The sequence below is a fragment of the Sphingomonas sp. genome (genome assembly GCF_017304635.1).
Taxonomy (GTDB): Bacteria; Pseudomonadota; Alphaproteobacteria; order Sphingomonadales; family Sphingomonadaceae; genus Sphingomonas.
In genome coordinates, this window is the sequence record NZ_JAFKMA010000001.1 from 1,221,622 (window position 1) to 1,242,846 (window position 21,225).

Annotated in this window: 15 protein-coding genes; 5 read left to right on the plus strand and 10 right to left on the minus strand. The window is 62.2% G+C overall.

Annotated features, from left to right (window positions below; all coding sequences use genetic code 11):
• Nucleotides 1-17 precede the first annotated feature (17 nt).
• The gene (locus tag J0I47_RS06245; protein ID WP_294045617.1) at nucleotides 18-2,357 is read right to left on the minus strand and encodes a MobA/MobL family protein; all 2,340 of its coding nucleotides are present in this window, start codon (nucleotides 2,355-2,357) and stop codon (nucleotides 18-20) included.
• A 225-nt stretch (nucleotides 2,358-2,582) separates the two neighbouring features.
• On the opposite strand from J0I47_RS06245, the gene J0I47_RS06250 reads away from it, so the two are divergent.
• Genes J0I47_RS06250 through J0I47_RS06260 form a run of 3 tightly spaced genes read left to right on the plus strand, consistent with a single transcriptional unit; the run spans nucleotide 2,583 to nucleotide 4,956 of the window.
• Nucleotides 2,583-3,209, plus strand: coding sequence for a hypothetical protein (locus J0I47_RS06250; protein ID WP_294045619.1), 627 nt, complete (start codon nucleotides 2,583-2,585; stop codon nucleotides 3,207-3,209).
• A complete protein-coding gene (locus J0I47_RS06255) occupies nucleotides 3,209-3,421 on the plus strand; it encodes a hypothetical protein (protein WP_294045620.1) in 213 nt (70 codons plus the stop codon). The genes J0I47_RS06250 and J0I47_RS06255 overlap by 1 nt, the downstream gene beginning before the upstream one ends.
• 2 nt (nucleotides 3,422-3,423) lie before the next feature.
• A complete protein-coding gene (locus J0I47_RS06260) occupies nucleotides 3,424-4,956 on the plus strand; it encodes a hypothetical protein (RefSeq protein ID WP_294045621.1) in 1,533 nt (510 codons plus the stop codon).
• Nucleotides 4,957-5,008: 52 nt separating this feature from the next.
• Here J0I47_RS06260 and J0I47_RS06265 read toward each other — a convergent pair whose 3' ends face one another.
• From J0I47_RS06265 to J0I47_RS06285, 5 genes are read right to left on the minus strand one after another with little or no spacing between them, the layout of a single operon-like run.
• On the minus strand, nucleotides 5,009-6,607 hold the full coding sequence (locus J0I47_RS06265) for a hypothetical protein (protein WP_294045622.1): 1,599 nt from the start codon (nucleotides 6,605-6,607) through the stop codon (nucleotides 5,009-5,011).
• Nucleotides 6,597-7,331: a hypothetical protein gene (locus tag J0I47_RS06270; RefSeq protein ID WP_294045623.1), complete on the minus strand. Its 735-nt coding sequence runs from the start codon at nucleotides 7,329-7,331 to the stop codon at nucleotides 6,597-6,599. The genes J0I47_RS06265 and J0I47_RS06270 overlap by 11 nt, the downstream gene beginning before the upstream one ends.
• 2 nt (nucleotides 7,332-7,333) lie before the next feature.
• Nucleotides 7,334-8,704: an ATP-binding protein gene (locus tag J0I47_RS06275; RefSeq protein ID WP_294045624.1), complete on the minus strand. Its 1,371-nt coding sequence runs from the start codon at nucleotides 8,702-8,704 to the stop codon at nucleotides 7,334-7,336.
• Nucleotides 8,704-11,181 carry an Hsp70 family protein gene (locus J0I47_RS06280; RefSeq protein ID WP_294045625.1) on the minus strand — a complete coding sequence of 826 codons (2,478 nt, stop codon included), beginning with the start codon at nucleotides 11,179-11,181 and terminating at the stop codon, nucleotides 8,704-8,706. Before J0I47_RS06280 ends, J0I47_RS06275 begins: the two co-directional genes overlap by 1 nt.
• A 4-nt stretch (nucleotides 11,182-11,185) precedes the next feature.
• Nucleotides 11,186-11,536, minus strand: a complete 351-nt coding sequence (locus J0I47_RS06285) for a hypothetical protein (RefSeq protein ID WP_294045626.1) — start codon at nucleotides 11,534-11,536, stop codon at nucleotides 11,186-11,188.
• Nucleotides 11,537-11,744: 208 nt separating this feature from the next.
• Between J0I47_RS06285 and J0I47_RS06290 the strand changes: the two genes are divergently transcribed.
• On the plus strand, nucleotides 11,745-14,246 hold the full coding sequence (locus J0I47_RS06290; RefSeq protein ID WP_294045628.1) for an AAA family ATPase: 2,502 nt from the start codon (nucleotides 11,745-11,747) through the stop codon (nucleotides 14,244-14,246).
• 125 nt (nucleotides 14,247-14,371) lie between these two features.
• Here J0I47_RS06290 and J0I47_RS06295 read toward each other — a convergent pair whose 3' ends face one another.
• From J0I47_RS06295 to J0I47_RS06305, 3 genes are all read right to left on the minus strand, one after another.
• Nucleotides 14,372-15,532 carry a hypothetical protein gene (locus J0I47_RS06295; RefSeq protein ID WP_294045629.1) on the minus strand — a complete coding sequence of 387 codons (1,161 nt, stop codon included), beginning with the start codon at nucleotides 15,530-15,532 and terminating at the stop codon, nucleotides 14,372-14,374.
• Nucleotides 15,533-15,797: 265 nt separating this feature from the next.
• The gene (locus J0I47_RS06300) at nucleotides 15,798-17,399 is read right to left on the minus strand and encodes an alpha-L-arabinofuranosidase C-terminal domain-containing protein (RefSeq protein WP_294045631.1); all 1,602 of its coding nucleotides are present in this window, start codon (nucleotides 17,397-17,399) and stop codon (nucleotides 15,798-15,800) included.
• Nucleotides 17,400-17,473: 74 nt separating this feature from the next.
• Complete coding sequence (locus J0I47_RS06305) at nucleotides 17,474-18,910, minus strand: GH1 family beta-glucosidase (protein WP_294045632.1); 1,437 nt, start codon at nucleotides 18,908-18,910, stop codon at nucleotides 17,474-17,476.
• A 209-nt stretch (nucleotides 18,911-19,119) separates the two neighbouring features.
• On the opposite strand from J0I47_RS06305, the gene J0I47_RS06310 reads away from it, so the two are divergent.
• Nucleotides 19,120-19,617: a hypothetical protein gene (locus tag J0I47_RS06310; protein ID WP_294045634.1), complete on the plus strand. Its 498-nt coding sequence runs from the start codon at nucleotides 19,120-19,122 to the stop codon at nucleotides 19,615-19,617.
• Between the two features lie 22 nt (nucleotides 19,618-19,639).
• Here J0I47_RS06310 and J0I47_RS06315 read toward each other — a convergent pair whose 3' ends face one another.
• A complete protein-coding gene (locus tag J0I47_RS06315) occupies nucleotides 19,640-21,196 on the minus strand; it encodes an aldehyde dehydrogenase (NADP(+)) (protein ID WP_294045635.1) in 1,557 nt (518 codons plus the stop codon).
• Between the last annotated feature and the right edge of the window lie 29 nt (nucleotides 21,197-21,225).

Sequence of the window (21,225 nt, forward strand, 5' to 3'; positions counted from 1 at the left end):
TCGCGATTACCCCCATCTTACTGTCGCGTGATGCCGCCATCCCGGAACGCGTGCTGGATAGCCATATCGATGTCGTCTTGGCCGATCGCAGGCGTTTCCGCCTCGGCGGACACAGGTTCGGTTTGCTCGGCAAACAGATCCCGCAACCTGCGCTGCAGGTCGTCCGCGAACCCGGGCCTGAGTAACAGCGCCCGCTCGGTATCGGTGAGCATAGCCATGTCGATGTCATAGCTGGTGCCATCATAGGTCACGATGGCGCGGCTTTTCACGAGCCGTTTCCAGGCGGCTTCGCGATCAATCCGTTCACGCTCCACCGCAGCCGCTCGCGCCAGTTCACGATCGCTGGTCGCCCCGATGGTCTCGGCAGCCTGGGTAATCGCCGGCACCGCGTCGGGCTGCGACGGCGAGGCGACCTCGGGCCGGCGTTCGACGCTCTCCTCCCTGGCAGGAACAGGCGGTGCCGTATGGTCGCGGATCATCCGCATGGCAGCCGATTCCGATCTCGCTTCGGCCCTGCCCATTTTCGCCGCGTAGAGACGCGTCACGATGCGCCGGCCGTCCGCCGATCGGGGATCGATTGCCGCCACGATCGTGCGAAGGCGATCCCGCACATCGGATCGCACCGCCGGTATCCGGTTGTCGGCATGCCGTAGTTGCCCAACGATCACCTCCAACCGGCGGCCAAGTGCGGTTCCTGCCGCAGCCAGACGTGTTTGACCATAGGTCGTCACGCCCAGAAGCGACACGCGGATATCGTCGCGCGCCCTTGCGCGCTCGATCCGCCGCGAAGCGTCGGCGAGCCGGGATGCGCCATCGGCCCTAACATGATCGATGTCGTCAACGACCGAACGCAGTCGTGTATCGGCTTGGTGTCCCTGGCTCTGGATCGCCGAGCCACCGCCCGCGACAACCGTGGCGACGGATATCCGGCCGAAGCGATCGCCGATGTCGCGACGTAGACCGAGCCGGGCCTGGTGGCCGTGTTGTCGCACCTGATCGATGCCTTCGCGCATGGTATTGAGGCGCCGCGCGATCAGCACGCCGATGTCGCCGACACCACCATCCTCCGCCCACACCCCGACCCGGTGCGCCATCACCTCAACCTTCCGCCGCACCGCCGTCCGCACGCGATCGATGTCGCCCGGCAATTCGACGATACGCTCCGCCATACCGGTCAGTGCGACAGCAAGCCGCGGCCGCATATCGTCGATGCCGCTCCCCTCCGACCATATGGCGGTAGCGCGCCCCATCGTCTCGACCTTGCGGATGGTCTTGATCCGTGCCGCCTCCACGCGCGCTGCTCCATCGACCGCCGCATCGCGCAGATTCGCCACGATACCGGCGAGTGCTTCGAGTCTGCCCTGCCGCCGGGTCATCGCTTCGAGCCGGCGCCGCGTCCAGGTCGCCTGCTGCCCGACTTTGCCTTGCTCGGGCGGCAGCATATTGCGGGCCTTGTTACTCAAGTGGGTGTAGCGCTTGTTGATACCGGCCGCGTGCAACGTGGCGTTGATCGCACGCACCACCGCCAACCGCCGAGCGCGGATGCCGTCGGGCGTGTTGATGTCGTTCTGCTTTCCCGTCGCAAACTCCCATTCATACGGGGCCACACGTCGGGATTGTCGCAGCGAATAGACGATGTGGCAGTGGAAGTTGCGCTGGTCGCCCGACGCGTCGGGCAGGTGAATGCCGACCGAATACGCCATTCCGCGTGCCTCGAACCAGCGGCAGATCCGTCGCACCGCGCGGCGGCGCTGCCGCGCGGTCAATTCGGCGGGCAGCGCGATCACCTCAACGCAATAGACGTTGGCATTGGCGCGGTCGTGCTTTTCGAGCGCTTCCGACGCGCGGTAATGCGCGGCAAGCTCGTTCCTGTCCTCTGCAATGTTCGACCACCAGCCGCGCTCGCCGCCCTCCAGCGCATCCTCGCGAACGCCATACAACGCGGCGCGTTCGGCCTCGCCGGAGCGCCAGCGTCGGCCCTTGCGCGACGCAAACCCGCGGGCTGTGAACGCATAGTGGATGGAATACAGCCGGTCAGGGCCTCGGCTGTCGCTGAGCCCGATCGTGCCAGCGAGCATCGCTTGCACCTGACGATGGTAGAGCCGACGCGGAGTAGACCCGCGATAGCGCGGCCTGTCGGGCTGCGCGACCCGCACCCGGATCCGCCGCCGCCGTGCGACGTCGGCCGCGCGATCGTCACGGCGCTTTTTGTCGAGTTGGTCGCGGGTCTTGGCGCGCTCATCGGCCCGCTCGACCGCTTTGCGCCGGCTGGCGAAGTTGCGCGCGCTGCGCTCGGCGGCGATGGCCTGCGCCACCCCCTCCGATCGTTGTTTCAGCGCGGCGTAGCCGACCTCCATCCTACCCTTCCAACATCATGAGAGGGGGTGGCCAAAGCGGTGTGTTGTGGGCTTTGCCCCAAACAACACTTTATCGCGCACCACCCCCTCTCACCCTTATCTGGGATTTCTACGGCCGATGGTGGGCCAACCTACCCCGGCGCTAGTGCTGGCACCTATTCGGTGAAAGGCGCTCTTTGGGGTAGGTTGGACATGCCATGCCGCAGGCGTGGCCACATCCTAACCATGACCTACGATACCGATTTTGCGGCCATCATGGCCGCCATCGACTGCACAGCTGACATGATCCGCGCCGACCTGGGCGTCATCACGGAGAAGCTCCCTGAATTGCGTCGCCAGGCGCTGGCGGATCCACGGCGGCGCAACCGCGATGCTAAGCGCTATGCGTTGGGCGGAGCGCTCACGGTGCTCGGGTTCGAGCGAATCGATCCGATCGCGATTACCGGCCTGCTCGGCAATCCTCGACGGATGCTGACATGGCTGGTCGACGCGCGCGCCGTCATCGGCGATGCGCCGCTGGCTGATCTCGTCGACGCGGTATTCGAGCACGCCGATCGCTACGATTGGTGCAGGCAGTGGGGTGTCCATATCGACTGGCTGCACGGCAAGGCGTTATACGACGCTGCTGTGACCTCCTTTGTCACCTCGGGTCGCACTGGCGCGAACGAGCGCTGGCGCCGAGACACCATCACGGCTGACCAGGAGCAACTGATCTCACGAATCTGTACATGGCGTCAGATCACCGAGCCTAAGGTCACGACCCGGGGCGAAGCGTTCGACTGGATCTATGCAGCCGGTGGCAATCCGACTTGGTGGGGGCCGCCGGCCACGCCGGCTGATTGGATCGACTGATGGACGATTTCACCGACATCGACGCGGCTTATACCGCCTTCCTGCAACTCGCAAAGCAGCGCGATGACGCGCTTGACGATTGCGCCGCCGAGCAGGTGGCTGGCAGGACGGGACTTCTTGCCTATCGCCGCGCCGCTGCGTTGCAAGGCGAAGTTAATGTTTTTGCCGCCAAGTTGGCCGCCGCAATCGAGCGGGAGCGGCAGACGCTATGAACATGGACGTCAAGCTCGGCCGCAAGGAAGCTAAGCGCCAGCGCACTGCACGAGAACAACAGACCTATTTCCAACAGAAGTCAGCGTCGCGCCAGCGCAACGCTGTCGTCAGCGACTTCACCGAGTTTACGCGACTGTTCGAAGAAGAAGGGTTACCGGTCGCGGACGACCTGACGTCGTTTATTGACCGCCTAATTATAGAATACCGCGAAGGCTCAGGCGAACGCAGCGATCACGATCTGCTGATCTTCGATCCCGGCCTTACCGACCTGTCGACCTTGCCCATCGGGGTGCTCGATCACAAGGAACTGGCGCTACCCGATGCGCTGATCCCCCGGTCGCGCGACGATCTGCTCTCCTTGTGCGAATGCATGATCGTGCGCAGTCGCGACCGCGAACTTATCGCCTATGTGGTCGCGGGCTGGCCCGACTGCACGGTGTCCCGCCGCGACATTCGTAACGGCAGTTCTGATGCGATCGATGCGGCGATTGCGTATCTACATCGCCATGTCGATCGGCTGTGGCACCTTTATGGCTCTGCGCCAGCAATGTATGAAGCGATCGTCGCTGGGCGGCATGGCCATGCGCTCAAGCGCCTGCGCAACAAGGGTGCACCTGGGAACTTCTCCCGCGAGATCATCTTCGATCTGATCGCACGCCAAGGCCTGATCTGGTGCTGCAACGATCTTCAGTTGACCTTCGCGCGAAGTCGGATCGCCGCCGCCAATCCATTCGGCGCGCTGGTCAGCGCCGGTCAGATCGAGCTCAAGCCCGAGCGGATCACCAACGACTTCAAGCCGTATCTGCTTCTCCTGCGCGTGGCACTGCAACTCTATGCCACCCTGCGCGAGGAGCATGACCCGGTTCGGCCCAAGGCCGTGCCGGAGGGCTTGCCCGACAACCCTCAGGCGCGCCTGCTCGGCGCGGCGGTAAAGCACGACCTCGATCTCCTCGTGCTTGGACTCGGCCTCGATCGCACCCCGCTCGATAGCCTGGTCGAGCGAATCCGGTCGCTCCAGACGTACGGCAACAAGCGGCTATGGCGCATCCTCGATAGGCCGCTGACCCAGAATGAACTGACGGCGCACTTCTCGGGCATATGGTTCGCGGGGCTATCGCACGTGCAGATCGCCGGAGTCGGCGTCCTTCGCTACCTGCAAGCCGAAGCATACATCGAACACATGGTCCAAGAATGGTATCCGCAGAAAGGGACATCTCGCGCGATACCACGGGATGGCATCGCCATGCCGCCGTTCGATGCGAACTACTTGGGCGCGGCGTGGAACGGCCATGCCAAGGATCTGCTACATCTCTATCGACGAGAGACACTACGCGACAAAATGGCACCAGAACCCGGGGTGTCGCTGACACATCGCTCGAAGAACGCCGGGGATGCCTCGCTGGACATTGCGTGTGCGTTTCTTAGTGGGCGATCGCAGCGACGGATTGGTGACCATGCTGGTCATATCAACTCGGTAGAACGAACTTTCTATCTGATCGACATCATTCCCGAGGCGCGGCTCGCGCGAGGCTAACGCGGTTGGGTGAGTGACGCACCTTTGGGATAGCTAGCCAGAGAGTCGGATATCAGGCGAAGGCCTCACTCAATCGAACGCGACCATTTTTGAATGCCTGGCGCACCAGCGCCTCGAAGAAATGGATGTTGTCTATTTCGCGATAGCCCATCGTCTCCGACGCTTTGGAGCCCTTCGGGCCTTCCACAATGAACGAACCGTCGGCCGTCCTGACCGTCACGTCACCCCAGCCGAACTCCACTCGTTCGCTGCTGAACATCTTGCGCTGCGTGAGGACCACGGTTTCGTTCCTGACGACCATCTTGCCGAATGTGAGCTCGCCGCCAGCGCCGAGCGCGGCCATCATCTCGTTCATGAGGCGGAAGCCGACGCCCTGCCATAACCTTGGCACGAAGGCCTCGAAGATCGCGCCGTTCCTGAATTCGGCTGTCGTTGTGGCAACCCCGTCGTTCCAAGCGATCAAATAATCTGTCCCGGTCGGAACGCCGTTGACGGACTTTCTGATAGCGCCCCAGCGCACGCCTCGGATCGCAGATAGCCTGGTGCGCCTACCTCGCCACTCTACGCCATCCCGATCGATCGAGAGGCGGGTCTTGCTGAACGTTCCAACATCGGCAGCATAGGCCAGCTCCGCATCCTCCTGCGCGGCTTGCGCTGACAGATTGTCGAGGGCCTGCGCGTCTTCGGCGATCTTGGACGCAACGCGTGGCAATGCCGAGAAACTACTACCTACCAGGACGGACACCTGCTGAGATTCTTCCAGCAGGCTATGGTCGTTGTACAGGTCAATCGAGAGGCTACGGACGGTGAACGCTAGCTTCTCGCTTTCCTCGTCACGCTGACCACGCAGTGTCGCGCTTATCTGGACCGGGTGCGTCAGTTCGTCCCAGGTCACGAGCAGCTTTTTAAGCGCGTCGATGATTGGCGGCAGCGCATCAGGTCGCGTCGCCGCCAGCTCGCGCGCCTTCTCAACTAAGCGTTCCGCGCCTGCGATCTCGCGCGCCAAGAACGACTGCGACCTCACCGCGTAATCATCGATCACTTCATGAAGGAAACGAGGAAAGCGCTGTTCATCGGCGACCTTATCAACCAACGTGAACATCGCCTCGGCCATTTCCACCGTCGGCACGCGCTCGAATGTCGCCATGACCGCTCGTCGCCAAGCCTGCCGGCGATCACGCAGCGATTCCGCTGCCACGTCCATGGACGTGACCATTGGGAAACCGGCAATCTCGCGGTCCTCATTCACCTCGCGGATTACCCGCTCGACATCGACTTGATCGGCGGCACTGGTCAGCGCGTCCAGGAAGTCGCGGAGCTCAACGACCGTCTGTGCGGTCCAACCCGACGAGGCGGCAACCAAGGCGTTGGCCATGGCTAGCCCGCCCAGCGGCAATTCCGACAGTTGAGATACCGTTGATGAAGCAGCCTGCTCAGCAACCTTTGGCGATGTCCCGGGGAACCAACTAAGCTCTGCTTCCAGCCGGCGTCGCGGGTTTGTGAGGATGGCCTGTGCCTGCTGACATAGGTCTGAATCTGCGATCAGCGACCTTTCCTCGGCCGCCTCCATGATACGCCCACGATCGTCTCGGGTCGTCACGCCAAGGATGGCGAATGGATTCGTGGGCTGCTTTTCAGGATCACTGGACACGGGCGCGGCCCTCGGTTTCCAATTGATACCGCTTCGCCTCCACCTGCGAGGTCGCCGTTGGACGATCACTCGCCAGAATGGATCGATTGGAGCAGCGGCTGTTATAGTCGCTCACGGCGTCGTTGAACCCATCGACGTTCCGATTGAATTTGTCGGTGTCGCTGTATTGCAGTCCGTCGATCTCGGTCTTCTGCGCGGCAATACGGATGTCTTCGGCCAGGCAGTAGCGGATCTCTGCCAAGCCAAGGGAGGCATAGCCCGGCGTAGGCTTTGATTCCGCCCCATCGTCCTCAGAGGCGGCGGCCTCGCCCGTCGCTGTCCCGTCGCTGCCAGTCGATGTGTCTACGGCGTCACCAATCGTCATGTTGTCGGTCGACGTGCCGCTGGAGCCGGCAGTCGTATCATAGGCGGTCGATTGATCGCTTGGTGCGACATACGTGCTGCTGCTGTCACTGACGGCATGGACACCGCCCCAGATGCAAGCCTTTATCGCTAGTAGGATTCCGATTCCTAGCACCCAGCCGCCAATCTTTTTGACGCCGGCAGGGATTGCGCCGCCATCTTTATGAACGGGCGCTGTCGGTGCTGTCGCTGTCGTTCCTGCTCGTGGAGGCGCCGGTTGCGGTGCGGCCGATGCTATCCGATTAGCAGCGGCGATCGCTTCATCGACGTCCGTGGCAAGCCCAGCCAGACCCTCAAAACCTATATCTTTCGGCGTGACCATGGTCAGAAACCGATCCGCCGCTGCTCGTCGCTATTGCGGGAGGGACTCTTGGCGAGGGCGCTCGCTATCTCGTCCGGACCGATCCGTTCCTTCTTGCCGCGAGCCGTAAGCCGCGCGGCCTCGCGAACAACGAACGACACATCGGATAGCGGCCGGCCGGCAAGCGCCGCCGCCAAGCCAGCCAAGTCGGGCACGTCGTTGGGAATCTCCGACAGGAGCGAGCTTAACAGCGCGGCGACCTCATCTCGGCCGGCGTGATCGACGTGGATTACATGGTCAAAGCGGCCACGTCGCAGGATGGCCGGATCGATGGCATCGACCTGATTGGTCATGCCGATGACCAGCACCCGATTTTTCGCAGCCTCCGGAATGCGCCGGAGAAATTCGGCGACCTCCTCTACGTGATGCTGTTGCGATCCGGTGTCGCGGCTCGCAAGAAAAGCATCCATCTCGTCAATGACGATAACCGCCGGTGCTGCTTTCGTTGCCTCGGCGAAGACCTGCGCGACCTTGCGCGAAGTTTCGTGGATATATGGGCTGGCGACGCTCGATGCCTCGATGTGGAACGACGGCCAGCCAAGATGCTCTATCAGTCGCTCAACGGCGAACGTCTTGCCACAACCAGTCGGACCCTCGAGGACGATCCCACCGGGAAAGCCGATGCCCAGCGATGCGTAGCGCTCCTCATCCGCGACAATGTCGATAACATGCTCGTTGAAGAAGTCGGCGAGAGCTGGGCGGCCGGGCAATTCGAACGGCCCGATAGCCGCCGAACCGACGTTGGCACGGATATCCGCGGCCTTCTTTTTCTGCTTGCCACCCCGGACCGTCGATTTGAGCTCCAGACCCGCGGCGATGACGATCGCCTCTAAATCGTCGACATCGAACTTGGGCAAGATCTGCTCAAGAGCAACCACATCGTCTGCGCGCACTTCAATGCCCCCGGTCAGGAACAGGCCCAGCACTTCGGCCTTGTCGCGTGATTGAAGCGATGGGTCGGAATATGGCAGCAGCAGCTTCCCCGCCTCGTCGTATATCGCGCCCTGGACGGTCTTGTCCGTGCGGCGCAATGCGGTCGCGAACGCTAGGGCCTGATCAACCGTCGTCGGGCGAGGCAGATGCCCCACGATATCGAGCGTGCCGTCGGTGACCATGACTCGGTATTCGCCGCCAGCGAAGGACAGAACGTCGAGATCTGGCAACGCCGCAGTGCCGACTGCAGGAACCTTTGCGAACTCGGCGGCCATGAGAAGCGCTCGCCTGCGACTCTTGGTCGCATGGATCCAGAACATTGGATCTACGGCGCGCACGAGCCGTCCAAGCTCTTCACCGTTGGGCAGCACCGTGCCTTGAGGAAATGGCGATGCCGGCATCAACCCCTCATGATGTTGGTCATGGCGAGCATCTCCTCCTCGCCACCTCGCGTAAAGCGAAGGTCGTCAAGGTGGATCAGGATATCACGGAGCGAGCCCAGGTCTGTCTGGGCCAATGCGGCGCGCCCTTGCTGTATCAGCGCGGCGTAGCGATTTTGATCCATGAATTGCTCCGGGCTTCGCGAGAGCCAATGGAAGCGTTCGACGACGAATTCATCCGATCGCCATAGCGCCGCGATGTTCTTCGACCGAAGTTCTGCAAGGTGGGTTTCGAAATCGCTGGCGCCGGCGTCGATCGAATGTTGCGCCGTTCGCACAAGGGCATCGAACGCCGCTGCCTCTTCGGGCAACGCGAATTCCCGCCCCCAGCCATCGAAGCTCGAAACTATCCCGTCGAGATCGAGTTGCCGGATGACTTTCAAATGGTCTTTGCGAACATTTGAGATGTCGCGGCGGGCGGCTCGTATCTCATCAAGGGCATGCTTCGTCTCTTCGGGCTCCGCCCGATCGACGTCCAGCGATGACGCCTTCTCGATCCGATCCATGATCGCCTCCACACGCGGATCATCGATATGCTTGGAGAACTCGTCCAGCCGGGACATGGTCGATTGGGCCTCGACAGCCACAAGGCCAGCGGCTTGGGCGTAATCGAGCTGGGCGTCCTGGCGGGCGTAATAATTATGGCCGCTGGTAAACGAACCGCCGATCTCGGGAACTGAAACGTCAAGTCGGATCGTGCCGCCGTCTGTGATTTCATACTCGCAGCGGATCTCCGATCCGATCGAGATCATGCCCTCATCGAAATCCGATCCGGACACCCGGAAGGTGCCGATGGGCATATTGTCCTCGACGGGTTCGCGGATGTCACCTTCCCACAGCTTGAAGTTGAGTGCGCCCGGACTCCCGGCTCGAAGGGCCTCGCCTGATCTGAACGTGACGACGCCCTTTTTCGGAAGTGGGTCGCCCGCGCGAACGAGTGGCTCCAGGCCTTTGGCGCCGCCGCGCCCTTCGAGCACCTCGATGCTAATGGTGTGCGATGCAGGGATCGCGTCGATCGAGGCTGCCGTCCTGCTGATGATGATGCGATCGTTTGCGATCCCGATCGGCCCGCCGCCCGCATCGAACACGAAAACCCGGAAGGCATTCTCGCCAGGTTTCGCAAGCGGCAGGTCGATCGTGGCGCCGTCCTTGAGTTCTTTGCGGCCTGAAGACCAACCGGTGTCGAGGCTATCGACTTGAAACTCGCCGTTTGCGGTGCCGACCTTCTTGGCGACGATCCGCGCCGATGCGTCGGGCGTTCGCGCGACATACGCAAATTCAAGGCCCGTGGAGGACAAAGAGCTCCGCGCCGCCTTGCGGCCACGGCTCTGGGTCGACCAGTCGATCGACTCCGCGAAGATAGCGGCGCCTTCGGCGACCGCCGTCATCGGATTCACGTCGGTGGAAGCGGCGATCCCGAGCTCGAACGCCACCCTATCGCGCAGCGGTTTGTATTGGGTAGGGCCGCCGACGAACACGACGCGATCGACGTCGTGGGCGCTGATCCCGGCCTGATCGAGGGACGCCCTTGCTGCCTTAATCGCTTGCTCGAGGATGGGGTCGATCAGTCGATCGAGTTGTGAGCGGTCGATTGGGATATCCAAATAGATTTCTTCATCTGCATTATCGCGCACACCGATTTCGGTTTCGGACAATGCGATTACCGCTTCGTCGCTACGAGAGAGCTCGATCTTGGCCCGCTCGGCGGCCCAGGTCGCGAGTCGAGTCAGCGATCTGAAGCGCTTGTCGGCAACGAAATCGTCGCTGAGATCAAAGGTATCGACCAGCCAAGGCTTGACCACCTCATTCATGAGCGCCCGATCGATTTCGCGGCCGCCACACATCTCGACGCCACCGTGCGCTAGCAGGCTCACGCGACCCTTCATGCTCTGGGCGATCGCGATGTCCAGCGTGCCGCCCCCTAGGTCGAACACCAAGAACGTGCCGTCGCGGTTGCGCTGACGCATGACGCTCATGACCGCAGCGACCGGCTCCTGCATCAGCGCCACGCGACCGATACCAGCCGACTCCGCTGCCGCGAGCGTCGCGTCCTTCTGCATCTGGTTGAAGGCCGCCGGCACGGTGATGACGGTTCCGGTATCGCCATCACGCCGCATGGTCTCGGGGAGATAGCCAAACACCGTCCGCAGCACCTCGGCCGAGCATTCCTCGGGCGTCATGACCTTGTCGACTGCCGGCAGCTGGATGGGGGTATTCGTCCCCATCATGCGCTTGAAGAGGGTTGCGGCGTTATCAGGATTTCGCGCCGCATTTGTATAAGCCCGCGAGCCGACGAATTTGTTGCCTCGGCGGTCGATGAAGATCGCTGACGGCGTCACGTCGTGCTGTTCCGGACTCTTGTAGAGCGCGACATTCTCTCCATCGTAACTCGCGATGGCGCTGTTCGTCGTGCCGAGGTCGATACCGACATATTCCACTGGCTTAATTCCTGAGCATCATGGTGCCGGTGCGACGGACGCCATTGGGTCCCATCACAATCGGCTCCATCATCTGATCGACGTAGAGCGTGTCTTCGGGACCGAAGTCCGCTGCGTTTAGTGCGGTAGCCGCCATGCCGGTATCGTAAGCCTGACCGTCCAACACGACGAGCTTCAGGCCCAACGGTGCCAAGCTATCATCCAGCTTGCGCTGAAAATAGCGGACCTGATTGGATTGTCGCCCAGCAGCCCTGATATCGCGCGCGTCTATCGATCGCTGGAACATCCGGCACAGCCGCCAGCTCTCGACCGCGAGATCGATAAGCAGATCCTCAGCGCTAGCCGAATCGTCCATTTCCATCCCCCGAACAGCCCCCAAGGGGCCAACGACTGTGTAGAATCGCCGCTAATTTTTTCCAAACATTTCCAATGACGGCGAGCGACCAAGCGTGGAGGCGGTGAGCGAGGCCTCAACCATAGTCTCTGAGCGATTGTCGATTCGGAGTGAATTGCTTTTGCACAGCGAAGACAGCGCCCTATGTTCGTAGGCTAGGGGAGAGCCGATGCAACTGAGCAAGGTCTACGCGCGCTTCTATAAGTCGTTTAATTATGATCATCACCGCAAGGCTCACCGCGATGCGGAAACCCGTACGTGGGAGATGATCGGCGACCTGTGGTATCCGTATATCGAGGTGCCAATCGACTCACGCATCACCACGATCGTCGGTGCGAACGAGTCTGGTAAGAGCCATTTGCTCGGGGCAATCGAAAAGGCGATCAGCGGCGAAGGGTTCAAGCATCAGGATCTGTGTCGATATTGCGATTTCTTCAATGTCGAGCGCGGTAACGAATTCTGGCCGCACTTGGGCGTTGCATGGAGTAACGTCGATCAAGTTGAGGTAGATAAGATACGGGTCGATGCGCCTGCCGCGCCCGAAACTTTCGATAGCTTCCTGATGTTTCGCCAAGGCCCCGATCGCCTCGATCTTTACTTTCCTGATGGCGCTGGCGGGTATCAGCATTTGCCGCTCGTTGATAGCGACGCGCACAACTTCGGGAAGCTGGTGCTCCCGCGCGTGTTTACGATCCAGTCGAACGTCGCGTTACCTGGCGCGCTACCCACATCTGAACTGGTTGAGGCTCGATCGGGGCCGGTTCGTGACCGACGGACGCGCCGTCGCTCTCTTGATGTCTTGGACATTTTGCGGCGCATTTTTACGACCGATCAAGGCCTCTTCTCTCAGAATCTGACGGCAACGGTAGGTGAATTATCTCCAATTATATCCGAGCTGGAAGAAACTCCGGCGACGCGAGAAGAGATTGCCAAGTCCTATGCGCTTGCGCGACGGCTACTGCTCCAGTTGGCGAATGTAGAACCTGAACGGCTCGTAGAACTCGCTCATTTCATCGACGCGGGCGAAAACGGTCATGCCACCGCGCTTGTAGAAAGCATAAACCAACAACTCGAGAAGCGATTAAATTTTCCCAAATACTGGGTTCAGGATCGTGATTTTCAGCTCCGCGTCACCGCCCTGGAATCCGACCTTGTCTTCACCATACGCGACCGCACCGGCACGCAATATACCTTCGACGAACGAAGTGCGGGCCTCAAATACTTCCTGTCATATTTCATTCAGTCGCAAACGCACGAGCCGGATCCGGACCGCCCCGAGATTTTGCTAATGGATGAACCCGACGCTTATCTTTCCGCAGAGGCGCAACAGGATTTACTAAAGATTTTCCGTGGCTTCGCCGAACCTGACGATGGTGCTGCACCCGTTCAGGTGGTCTACGTAACTCATTCACCATTCCTGCTCGACAAGAACCGCGCCGAGCGCATTCGCGTCCTACAGAAAGGAAAGGGCGCCGACGGCACCCGCGTGATCAAGAACGCTTCGCAAAACCACTACGAGCCTCTGCGTTCAGCGTTTGGCGCCTATGTTGGCGAGACCGCCTTTATCGGTGCGTGCAACCTCTTAGTCGAAGGGGTTGCCGACCAAGTGCTTCTCGCAGGCATCTCGCGTGCAATCCTGCGTCGTGGAGTTTCGAGCGAAACCGAATTGCTCGATTTGAACCGGATCGTCTTGGTGCCGTGCGGCTCAGCCAGCCACGTGCCGTATATGCTCTACCTGATCCGCGGTCGCGACAGCGATGCGCCAGCGGTCATCGTTCTATTGGATTCGGACAAGAGCGGAAACGAAGCAGCAGCTGTGTTACGCAAGGATGACAAAGCCTCCCGGCGCCTCATCAATCCGGACTACGTTATGCAGTTCGCCGAATTCGATATCGCGTCCGGCATCACACATCTAGTTGCTGAGCCTGAGGACCTGTTACCCCTCCCGCTCGCCCTGGTTGCTGCCAATTTGTATTTCAAAGAAGTCGCGGAGTTCCGCGAGGGCGAAGCGATTGTCCTGACCGAAGCCGATGTTGCTTCCAAGCTCAGCGCCACCGTAGGGATTTTTGACGCACTTAAGGCTGCCGCTAACGCCCAAGGCGGTCACATCGACAAGATTGGATTGGCCCGTTCGATCGTTACTCTATGCGAGGTTTCGTCTGCGGATAGCGCAATCGAGGAAAGCATTGCGCAGTTCCTCGGAAGAATGAAAGCACTGTTCAAAGGCCTCAATCGAAAGCGCCGTGCGGCGGACGAGGAGCGGCAGCGCCATAGGGTCAAGGCCTTGGTCGAACAACAGCGCAAAATCTTCCTTCAAGACTTCCCAGAATCTGCGACCCGCGAACAAGGACTATTTCTCTTCGAACGGATAGCCGATGGCCTCGACCATTCCCTCGAGGCCAAAGCCATTCGCGATCAGATGCTGACACTGACCGTCGAATTCGGGCTTGATGGAGAAGCGAATGAGCGAATTGCCGACTACGACGGGTTTAAGGCACGGCTCAAGGTTCTGAAGGACACGCTCTCAATGGGTCAAGAAGGGAGAACCGTCGCTAAGTTGAGCGAAGTAGTCCAGGGTGCAAAATCGTCAGCCAACAACGTCATCGCCAGATCAACTTCCCGCAGGTCACGCGCAGCGAAGAATGCGTCATCAGCGGTGAATAAGTCATAAGTCCACAGCATCGACATTAGTCATCATAGCCGCCTCTGTGAAAGACGACCGAGTGATATAGAACCGTCCCGTGATCTTATTTGCATCGCCGCCAGTAGAGGCAGCCGATAGGCCGTAGAATCGCGCTAGGGAAGATCCTGCGAATACCTTATCTCGAAGACTGACTGACCCGATTTCATCTCGCGACAAATTGCATGCATCAAGGCACTGGCGGGCTGAGACTCAATGAAGTTTTGCACGAAATTCTGCGTCATCTCTGTCGTCATCTTCCGCGTTATCTTCGTGCCGGGCATGTTGATATTTGTCCGCCCCTTCTTCGGCTCACCGTCGCCATCGTCGTCAACGTAAATGTAGTCGATCCTGAGCACGATTATCGCTCCCGATTTCGTGGCTTCCGCAAAATGCCGTGAACCAAGGTTCTCGGCAAACATCGGCGCCGAATATTCTTCCGATAGATAAAAGCATATCATTGAGCACAGCCATGACAGGTCGCGAGCCTCGTCCTGCTTGTCTGGGCTCCACGCCCCAGGCTTGCGCCGGTTGTTGTGAAAGTAGTGGCCCCGCCGCTCAACTAGGTGTTCGGCGATCTCATCCGGGGTAGGCGAACCGCGCAAAAACGTCCCGGTCGGCGTAGCGGGCCGAGTCCGATCCTCTCGAAAATCGGCCTGCGCCGACTTGATGGCGTCCATGAGCACGGCGTTGCCCTTAAACGCCTTTTCGAGACCGGCCTTCTTGAATTGCCCGTCGCTGAAGAAGGCGTCGAGGATCAGGAAATAGTAGCGAAAGGCGTCGATATATCGCGCTTCCTTTGACGCCTCGCGGGCGTAGCCGGTCAGCGTGGCAAATAGCCGGTATCGTTCGTCATACGGCTTTTCGGCAGCCATCATGGCCCTGGTGAAGTAGTCATATGTCAGGGCGAGCGGACGGTCATCGGCCTCGCCATATGTGAAGCGGCTAATAGCTATCGCATCGTTCTCCGCCGGCGTTTCCCCTTCATATTCCGCGTCTGTCCGATCGAAAGCGACTTGAACGGGAAAGAGTGCCTGGATGAAGCTAAAGCCATTCCGAACCTGCTGACGCAACAAGGATTGCAGCGGATCGTTGACGGTGATCGTCGGTGGCTGCCCCGGCTTTTTAGGGTCCGTCATTGTCGGCGCAAGAGATGTGGGCTGGCCGGTGAAAGTGAACAGCAATGCACTGACCATATCGCCGTCAGCCACCAGCGTCATGCGCGCGCCCAACACGTCAATGGGCCAATGATCCAGCATACGGATGGGCTGCTTCAAATGAACCGTATAGCGAGCTATCATCCTCGAAAAGCTACGGTGCGACCGTTGAAACGCAACCTTTCATACTAAAAGATATGATAGCAATTAGCAGATAGCCAACTACCGGTTTCAGAAGTTAGCCGGCGGCACAGGATGACCAGCTGGGCATCAATCTGCCTTTAAGCCACCCTCTGAACGAAAATTTCCCAATGATCTGAGTGCCCATCTCTTTCATGTCGGGTGCGCCACACATCATCCTCCCAGCCGCCGGGCCGCTTCCGTCCTAATCCACCGCCACCACGGCGATCGACTTGGGCGGCAGGTCGAACTGGAGCGTGCTGCCCGACACGCGGCCGGCGAAGGGTTGCGGCGTCACGGCGTTGGGCGTGTCGAAGCTGTTGTGGCTGTCCACGGCGGGCGCGGTCAGGACGTGGCCGGTCGCGGCGCGCGGCGTCACGCCGGCGATGGCCGTCGCGATGTGCACCGAACGGTCCGGATCGACGTTGACCAGCGACAGCCACAGCTTGCCGCTCGTATCGCGCGCCGCGACCGCATCCACGCGCGGCAGGCGAATGTCGCCATGGGTGTAGCTGCCCGCGTCGAACCGCACCGGCACCAGCGTCGCATCGTGGAACGGCACGTACAGGCGATAGACGTGGTAGGTCGGCGTCAGCACCATCTTCGGTCCGCTCGTCAGGATCACCGACTGGAGCACGTTGACCATCTGCGCGATGTTGGTGCCGCGCACACGATCCGCGTGGCGCATGAAGATGTTGAGGTTGAGCGCCGCGATCACCGCGTCGCGGATCGTGTTCTGCTGTTGCAGGAAGCCCGGATTGGTGCCCGGCATCGGGTCGGCCCACAGCCCCCATTCGTCGACGAACAGCGCGATCTTCTTGCCCGGATCGTAGCGGTCCATGATCGCGCTCTGGGTGTCGATCCAGCGGTTCATCTGGAGCGTCGCCTTCAGCGCCTTGGCATATTCGTCGACGCCGAACCCGACGCTCGGCCCCTTCTTCTCCCACGTATTGGGGATGGTGTAGGCGTGGAGCGACAGGCCCTCGATATCCCAGCTCCAGGTCTTGTTCTTCCACGCCTTCATGACGGCGTCGGTATAATCGCTGCTGCCGCTGTCCCAGCCGACCGCGATGCGGCGCATGGCGGTGGCGCCGGTCTGCGCCGCGTTGAAGTTGTGCGCGTAGTGCGCGAACTGCTTCATGCTCTCGACATAATGGTCGGGCGACATCGCGCCGCCGCACCCCCAATTCTCGTTGCCGAGGCCCAGGAACGTGATCTTGTACGGCGCCGGGTGACCGTTGGCGGCGCGTTCCTTCGCCAGCGTGGTCGGGACGTCGGCAGTCATGTATTCGAGCCAGTCCGCCGCTTCCTGCACCGTGCCCGAGCCCAGGTTGACCGACACGAACACGTCGGCGCCGACCTGGTCGGCGAAGTCCATGAACTCGTCGGTACCGAAGCTGTTGGGCTCGATCGCGTTGCCCCAGTTCGAGTTGATCCGGCTGTGGCGCTGCGCCGCCGGCCCGACGCCGTCGCGCCAGTGATATTCGTCGCCGAAACAGCCGCCGGGCCAGCGGACATTGGGCACGCGGATCGCGCGCAGGGCCTGCACGACGTCGGTGCGGATGCCGCGCACGTTGGGGATGGCCGAGCCTCGCCCGACCCAGACGCCACCATAGATGCCGGTGCCGAGATGTTCGGCGAACTGGCCGAAGATGTTGCGATCGATCTTCGGGCCGGCGCTGCCAGCGTCGACGCTGACCGACACGCTGCCCGCGTCAGCGTGCTGCGCGCGAACGCTCGCCGCGGGAGCCAGCGCGATCGCCGCCGCCGCGACACCCAGACGTGCCCCTGCCATCCCCAGTTTCATGGTGCCCCCTCGCAATCCCGATGCTGCAGCTCACTCACCCGCAACCGGCCGCTCCGACCGATTGCCTGTCCCCGTCAGACGATCCGGTTCTGGCGGATGACTTCCTTGTACCACGCCGCGCTCAGCTTGGGCGTGCGCGTCTGCGTCTTGAAGTCGACGTAATGGATGCCGAACCGCTTGGTATAGCCGTCCGCCCATTCGAAATTGTCCATCAGGCTCCACAGGAAATAGCCCTTGAGCGGATAGCCCTCGGCGACCGCGCGGCGGAACTGGCCGACATAGTTGCGCAGGTACATGACGCGATCGACGTCATCGATACGGCCGTTGGTCACCGGATCGTCGGCCGATGCGCCGTTTTCGGAGATGTAGAGCTCCTTGGGCCTCCACAATTCGCTGACGTGGCGCACGCCCCAATAGGCGACCTCCGGCCCGACCACGAGCCACGGCGAGGCCATGCGCGGCGACGATCCGATGTGCGGGACGACGGCATAGCCCTTGGCACTGTCGTCGGCACGGACCCATTCCGGTGCGTAGATGTTGAGCGCGACGAAATCGAGCGGACTGCCGATCGCGGCCATGTCACCCGGCTGCACCTTAGGCGCGTTCGCCCCCTCCTGTTGCAGATATTCGTCGATGTAGCGGCCTTCCATGATCGCGGTCAGGAACATCGCGTTCATCTCGCGCGTCGCCTTGCGCGCGGCGGCGATGTGCTCGGCCGTCTCGATCGCCGGGGTGTAGATCGTCGTATTGTCGGCCAGCCCGACCTTGGCCCCCGCCTTCGCGTGCGCGCGGATCGCCTGGACGCCGAGGCCGTGCGCCAGCACGCCGTGGTGCCGCACCTGGTTGACCTGGGCCGGCGGCAAGCGAAGACCCGGCGCGTGCAGACCCTGCATGTAGCTGAGGTCGGTGAAGCAGCGCAGTTCGTTCACGGTCATGAAATGGCGGACGCGATCCGACAGCTTGCCTGCCATGAACCCGGCATAATCGGCGAAGGCGAGCGCGGTGTCGCGGTTCTGCCATCCGCCCGCCAGCGCGACCGGGTAATCCCAGTGGAACATCGTGACGTACGGGTCGATGCCCGCCGCCAGCAACGCGTCGATCACGCGGTTGTAATAGTCGATCCCCTTCTGGTTGGGCTTGCCGCGTCCTTCCGGGAAGATCCGCGACCAGGCGATCGACATGCGATAGGTGCCGACGCCCAAGTCCTTCAGCAGCTGGATGTCGCGCGGATAGAGGTGATAGCTGTCGCACGCGACGTCGCCGGTATCGCCGTTGGCGACCTTGCCGGGCGTCTTGCAGAACACGTCCCAATTGGTCGGGCCGCGACCGTCCTCGTTCACGGCGCCCTCGATCTGGTAGGCGGCGGTGGCGCACCCCCAGCGGAATCCGTTGGGGAAACTCTGGTCGATCGGTGCGGCGACGGCGTTGCCGGCGCTCAGCACGTCGCCGGCCAGTACGGTCGCGGCCACGCCGAGGCCCTTGGCCAGGTCACGCCGATTGATCTCACGCATATCCGTCTCCCATGGCTGCGGTGTCCGCAGTCGCCCGCCGCGCTCGTTGGTCGCGTCCCGGAGAGAACGGTACATCGACATGATAACGCTAACAAGACGGTTTCTGGCGACCGTCGATCGGCGTGGCGGCAGCGTGAAATCTCGCTTATGATCGAGTGTCGCGAACGTTGGCGGAGGCGAAGATGGATCGGTTGGCGATCACATTATTGATGCTCGCTGTGAGCAATCCGGCGCTGGCCGGGCCCAAGTCCAAGCCGACCCCGCAAAGCTGGGGCCGCGCCGGCGTGTCGCTGGAGCAATACCGGCGGGACGCGATCGAATGCGGCCGCCAGGGCTATTATCTCGACATCGCCCAGACCGACGACGCCAAGGCGTTCGTGCGGGCGTCGCGCCAGCTCGACGATGCCAGCCAGAGCGTTTCGACCGCGCTGCCGGGCGACAATCCGGTGGATTCGGCGGTGAACCAGGCCAACCGGCTCGAACGCATCCGCGCCAGCATCCAGCCCGATCGCCGCATCGCGCATCTGCAAACCGTCATGCAGTCGGCGGTCGATCAGTGCCTCGTCAGCCGCGGCTATGCGCGGTTCCAGCTGACCGAAGATCAGTCCCGTCGGCTCGCCAAGCTGCCGCAAGGGTCGCCGGAACGGCGGTCATTCCTGTACGCGCTCGCCAGCGACCCGGCGGTCCTGAAGGCCCAGGCCCTCTAGACCGCCGGCGCGCCTCGCACCGTCAACTCACGTAGCGTGGCAGGTCGAGCGGGTTCGCGTCGCGCAGCATGTCGGGCAACAGCGCGTCCGGGATATCCTGATAGCAGACCGGCCGCAGGAAACGGTCGATTGCCGTGGCGCCGACCGACGTCGTCCGCGCGTCCGACGTCGCCGGGAACGGCCCGCCATGGACCATGGCATGACTGACCTCGACCCCGGTCGGCCAGCCATTGGCGAGGATCCGCCCCGCCTTGCGCTCGGCGATCGGCAGCAGGCGTCGCGCGGCGTCGTGGTCGGCCGCGTCGATCTGCAACGTGATGGTCAACTGCCCTTCGATGACTTCGAGCAAATTCGCGATCTCGTCGAGCGAGGCGCATCGCACGATGATCGACGCCGCGCCGAACAGTTCCTCGGCCAGCGTCGGGTCCGCCGCGAACGCAGCGCCGGTGGTCGAGAACAGCGCCGCGCGGCCGCAATTGGCCCCGCCCGCGGCCACGCCTTCGGCCAGTAGTTCGACCGCCGCATGGTTGCTCCGCCCGTTGACGCCCTCGCTATAGGCACGATGGATGCCGGGGGTCAGCATCACCTGCGGCTGCGCTCCCCCCAGGGCCTGCGCCGCTGCCGCCGCAAACCGATCGAGATCGGGGCCGTCGACCGCCAGCACTACGCCCGGATTGGTGCAGAACTGCCCTGCCCCCATCGTCAGCGACGCGATATACCCGGTGCCCAGCGCTTCGGCGCGATCGGCCAGCGCCGCCGGGAACAGGATCACCGGGTTGACGCTCGACATCTCGGCATAGACCGGGATCGGCTCGGGGCGAGCCTGAGCGATGTTGACAAGGGCCAGCCCGCCCGACCGGCTGCCGGTGAAGCCGACCGCCTTGATCCGGGGATCGCGCACCAACGCCTCGCCGAGTGTGTAGGACGGCCCCTGGAGGATCGAGAACACGCCCTCGGGCAGGCCGCACGCCGCCACGGCCTCGCGAATGGCATCGCCGACGAGTGCGGAGGTGCCGGGATGCGCCGGATGCGCCTTGACCACGACCGGGCACCCCGCCGCCAGCGCCGACGCCGTGTCGCCGCCCGCGACCGAGAAGGCGAGCGGGAAGTTCGACGCGCCGAACACGGCGACCGGTCCAAGCGGGATGCGGCGCTGGCGCAGGTCGGCCCGCGGTAGCGGCTGGCGCTCGGGCAGCGGCGGATCGAGCACGACGCCCGCCCAATGCCCCTCGCGCAACACGCGTGCGAACAGCCGCAACTGCCCTGTGGTCCGCCCGCGCTCGCCGGTCAGGCGGGCCTGCGGCAGGCCGCTTTCCGCCATTGCGCGCTCGATCAGCGCATCGCCGATCGCGTCGATCCGCTCGGCGATCGTCTTAAGGAAACGGGCGCGATCCTCCGGCGTCGTGGCACGAAACGAATCGAACGCGGCCTCAGCCTGGGCACAGGCGTCCGCGACGTCGGCCGTGGTCGCGATCGAGAAGGCCGGGGCGATTTCCTGCCCCGTCGCGGGGTTGATCGCCTGAAAGGTTTCGGGCCGGACGACGGCACGCGACCCGACGAGAAAATGACCGTCATTCATCGACATATGAAGCTAGTCCTGAGGCTTGG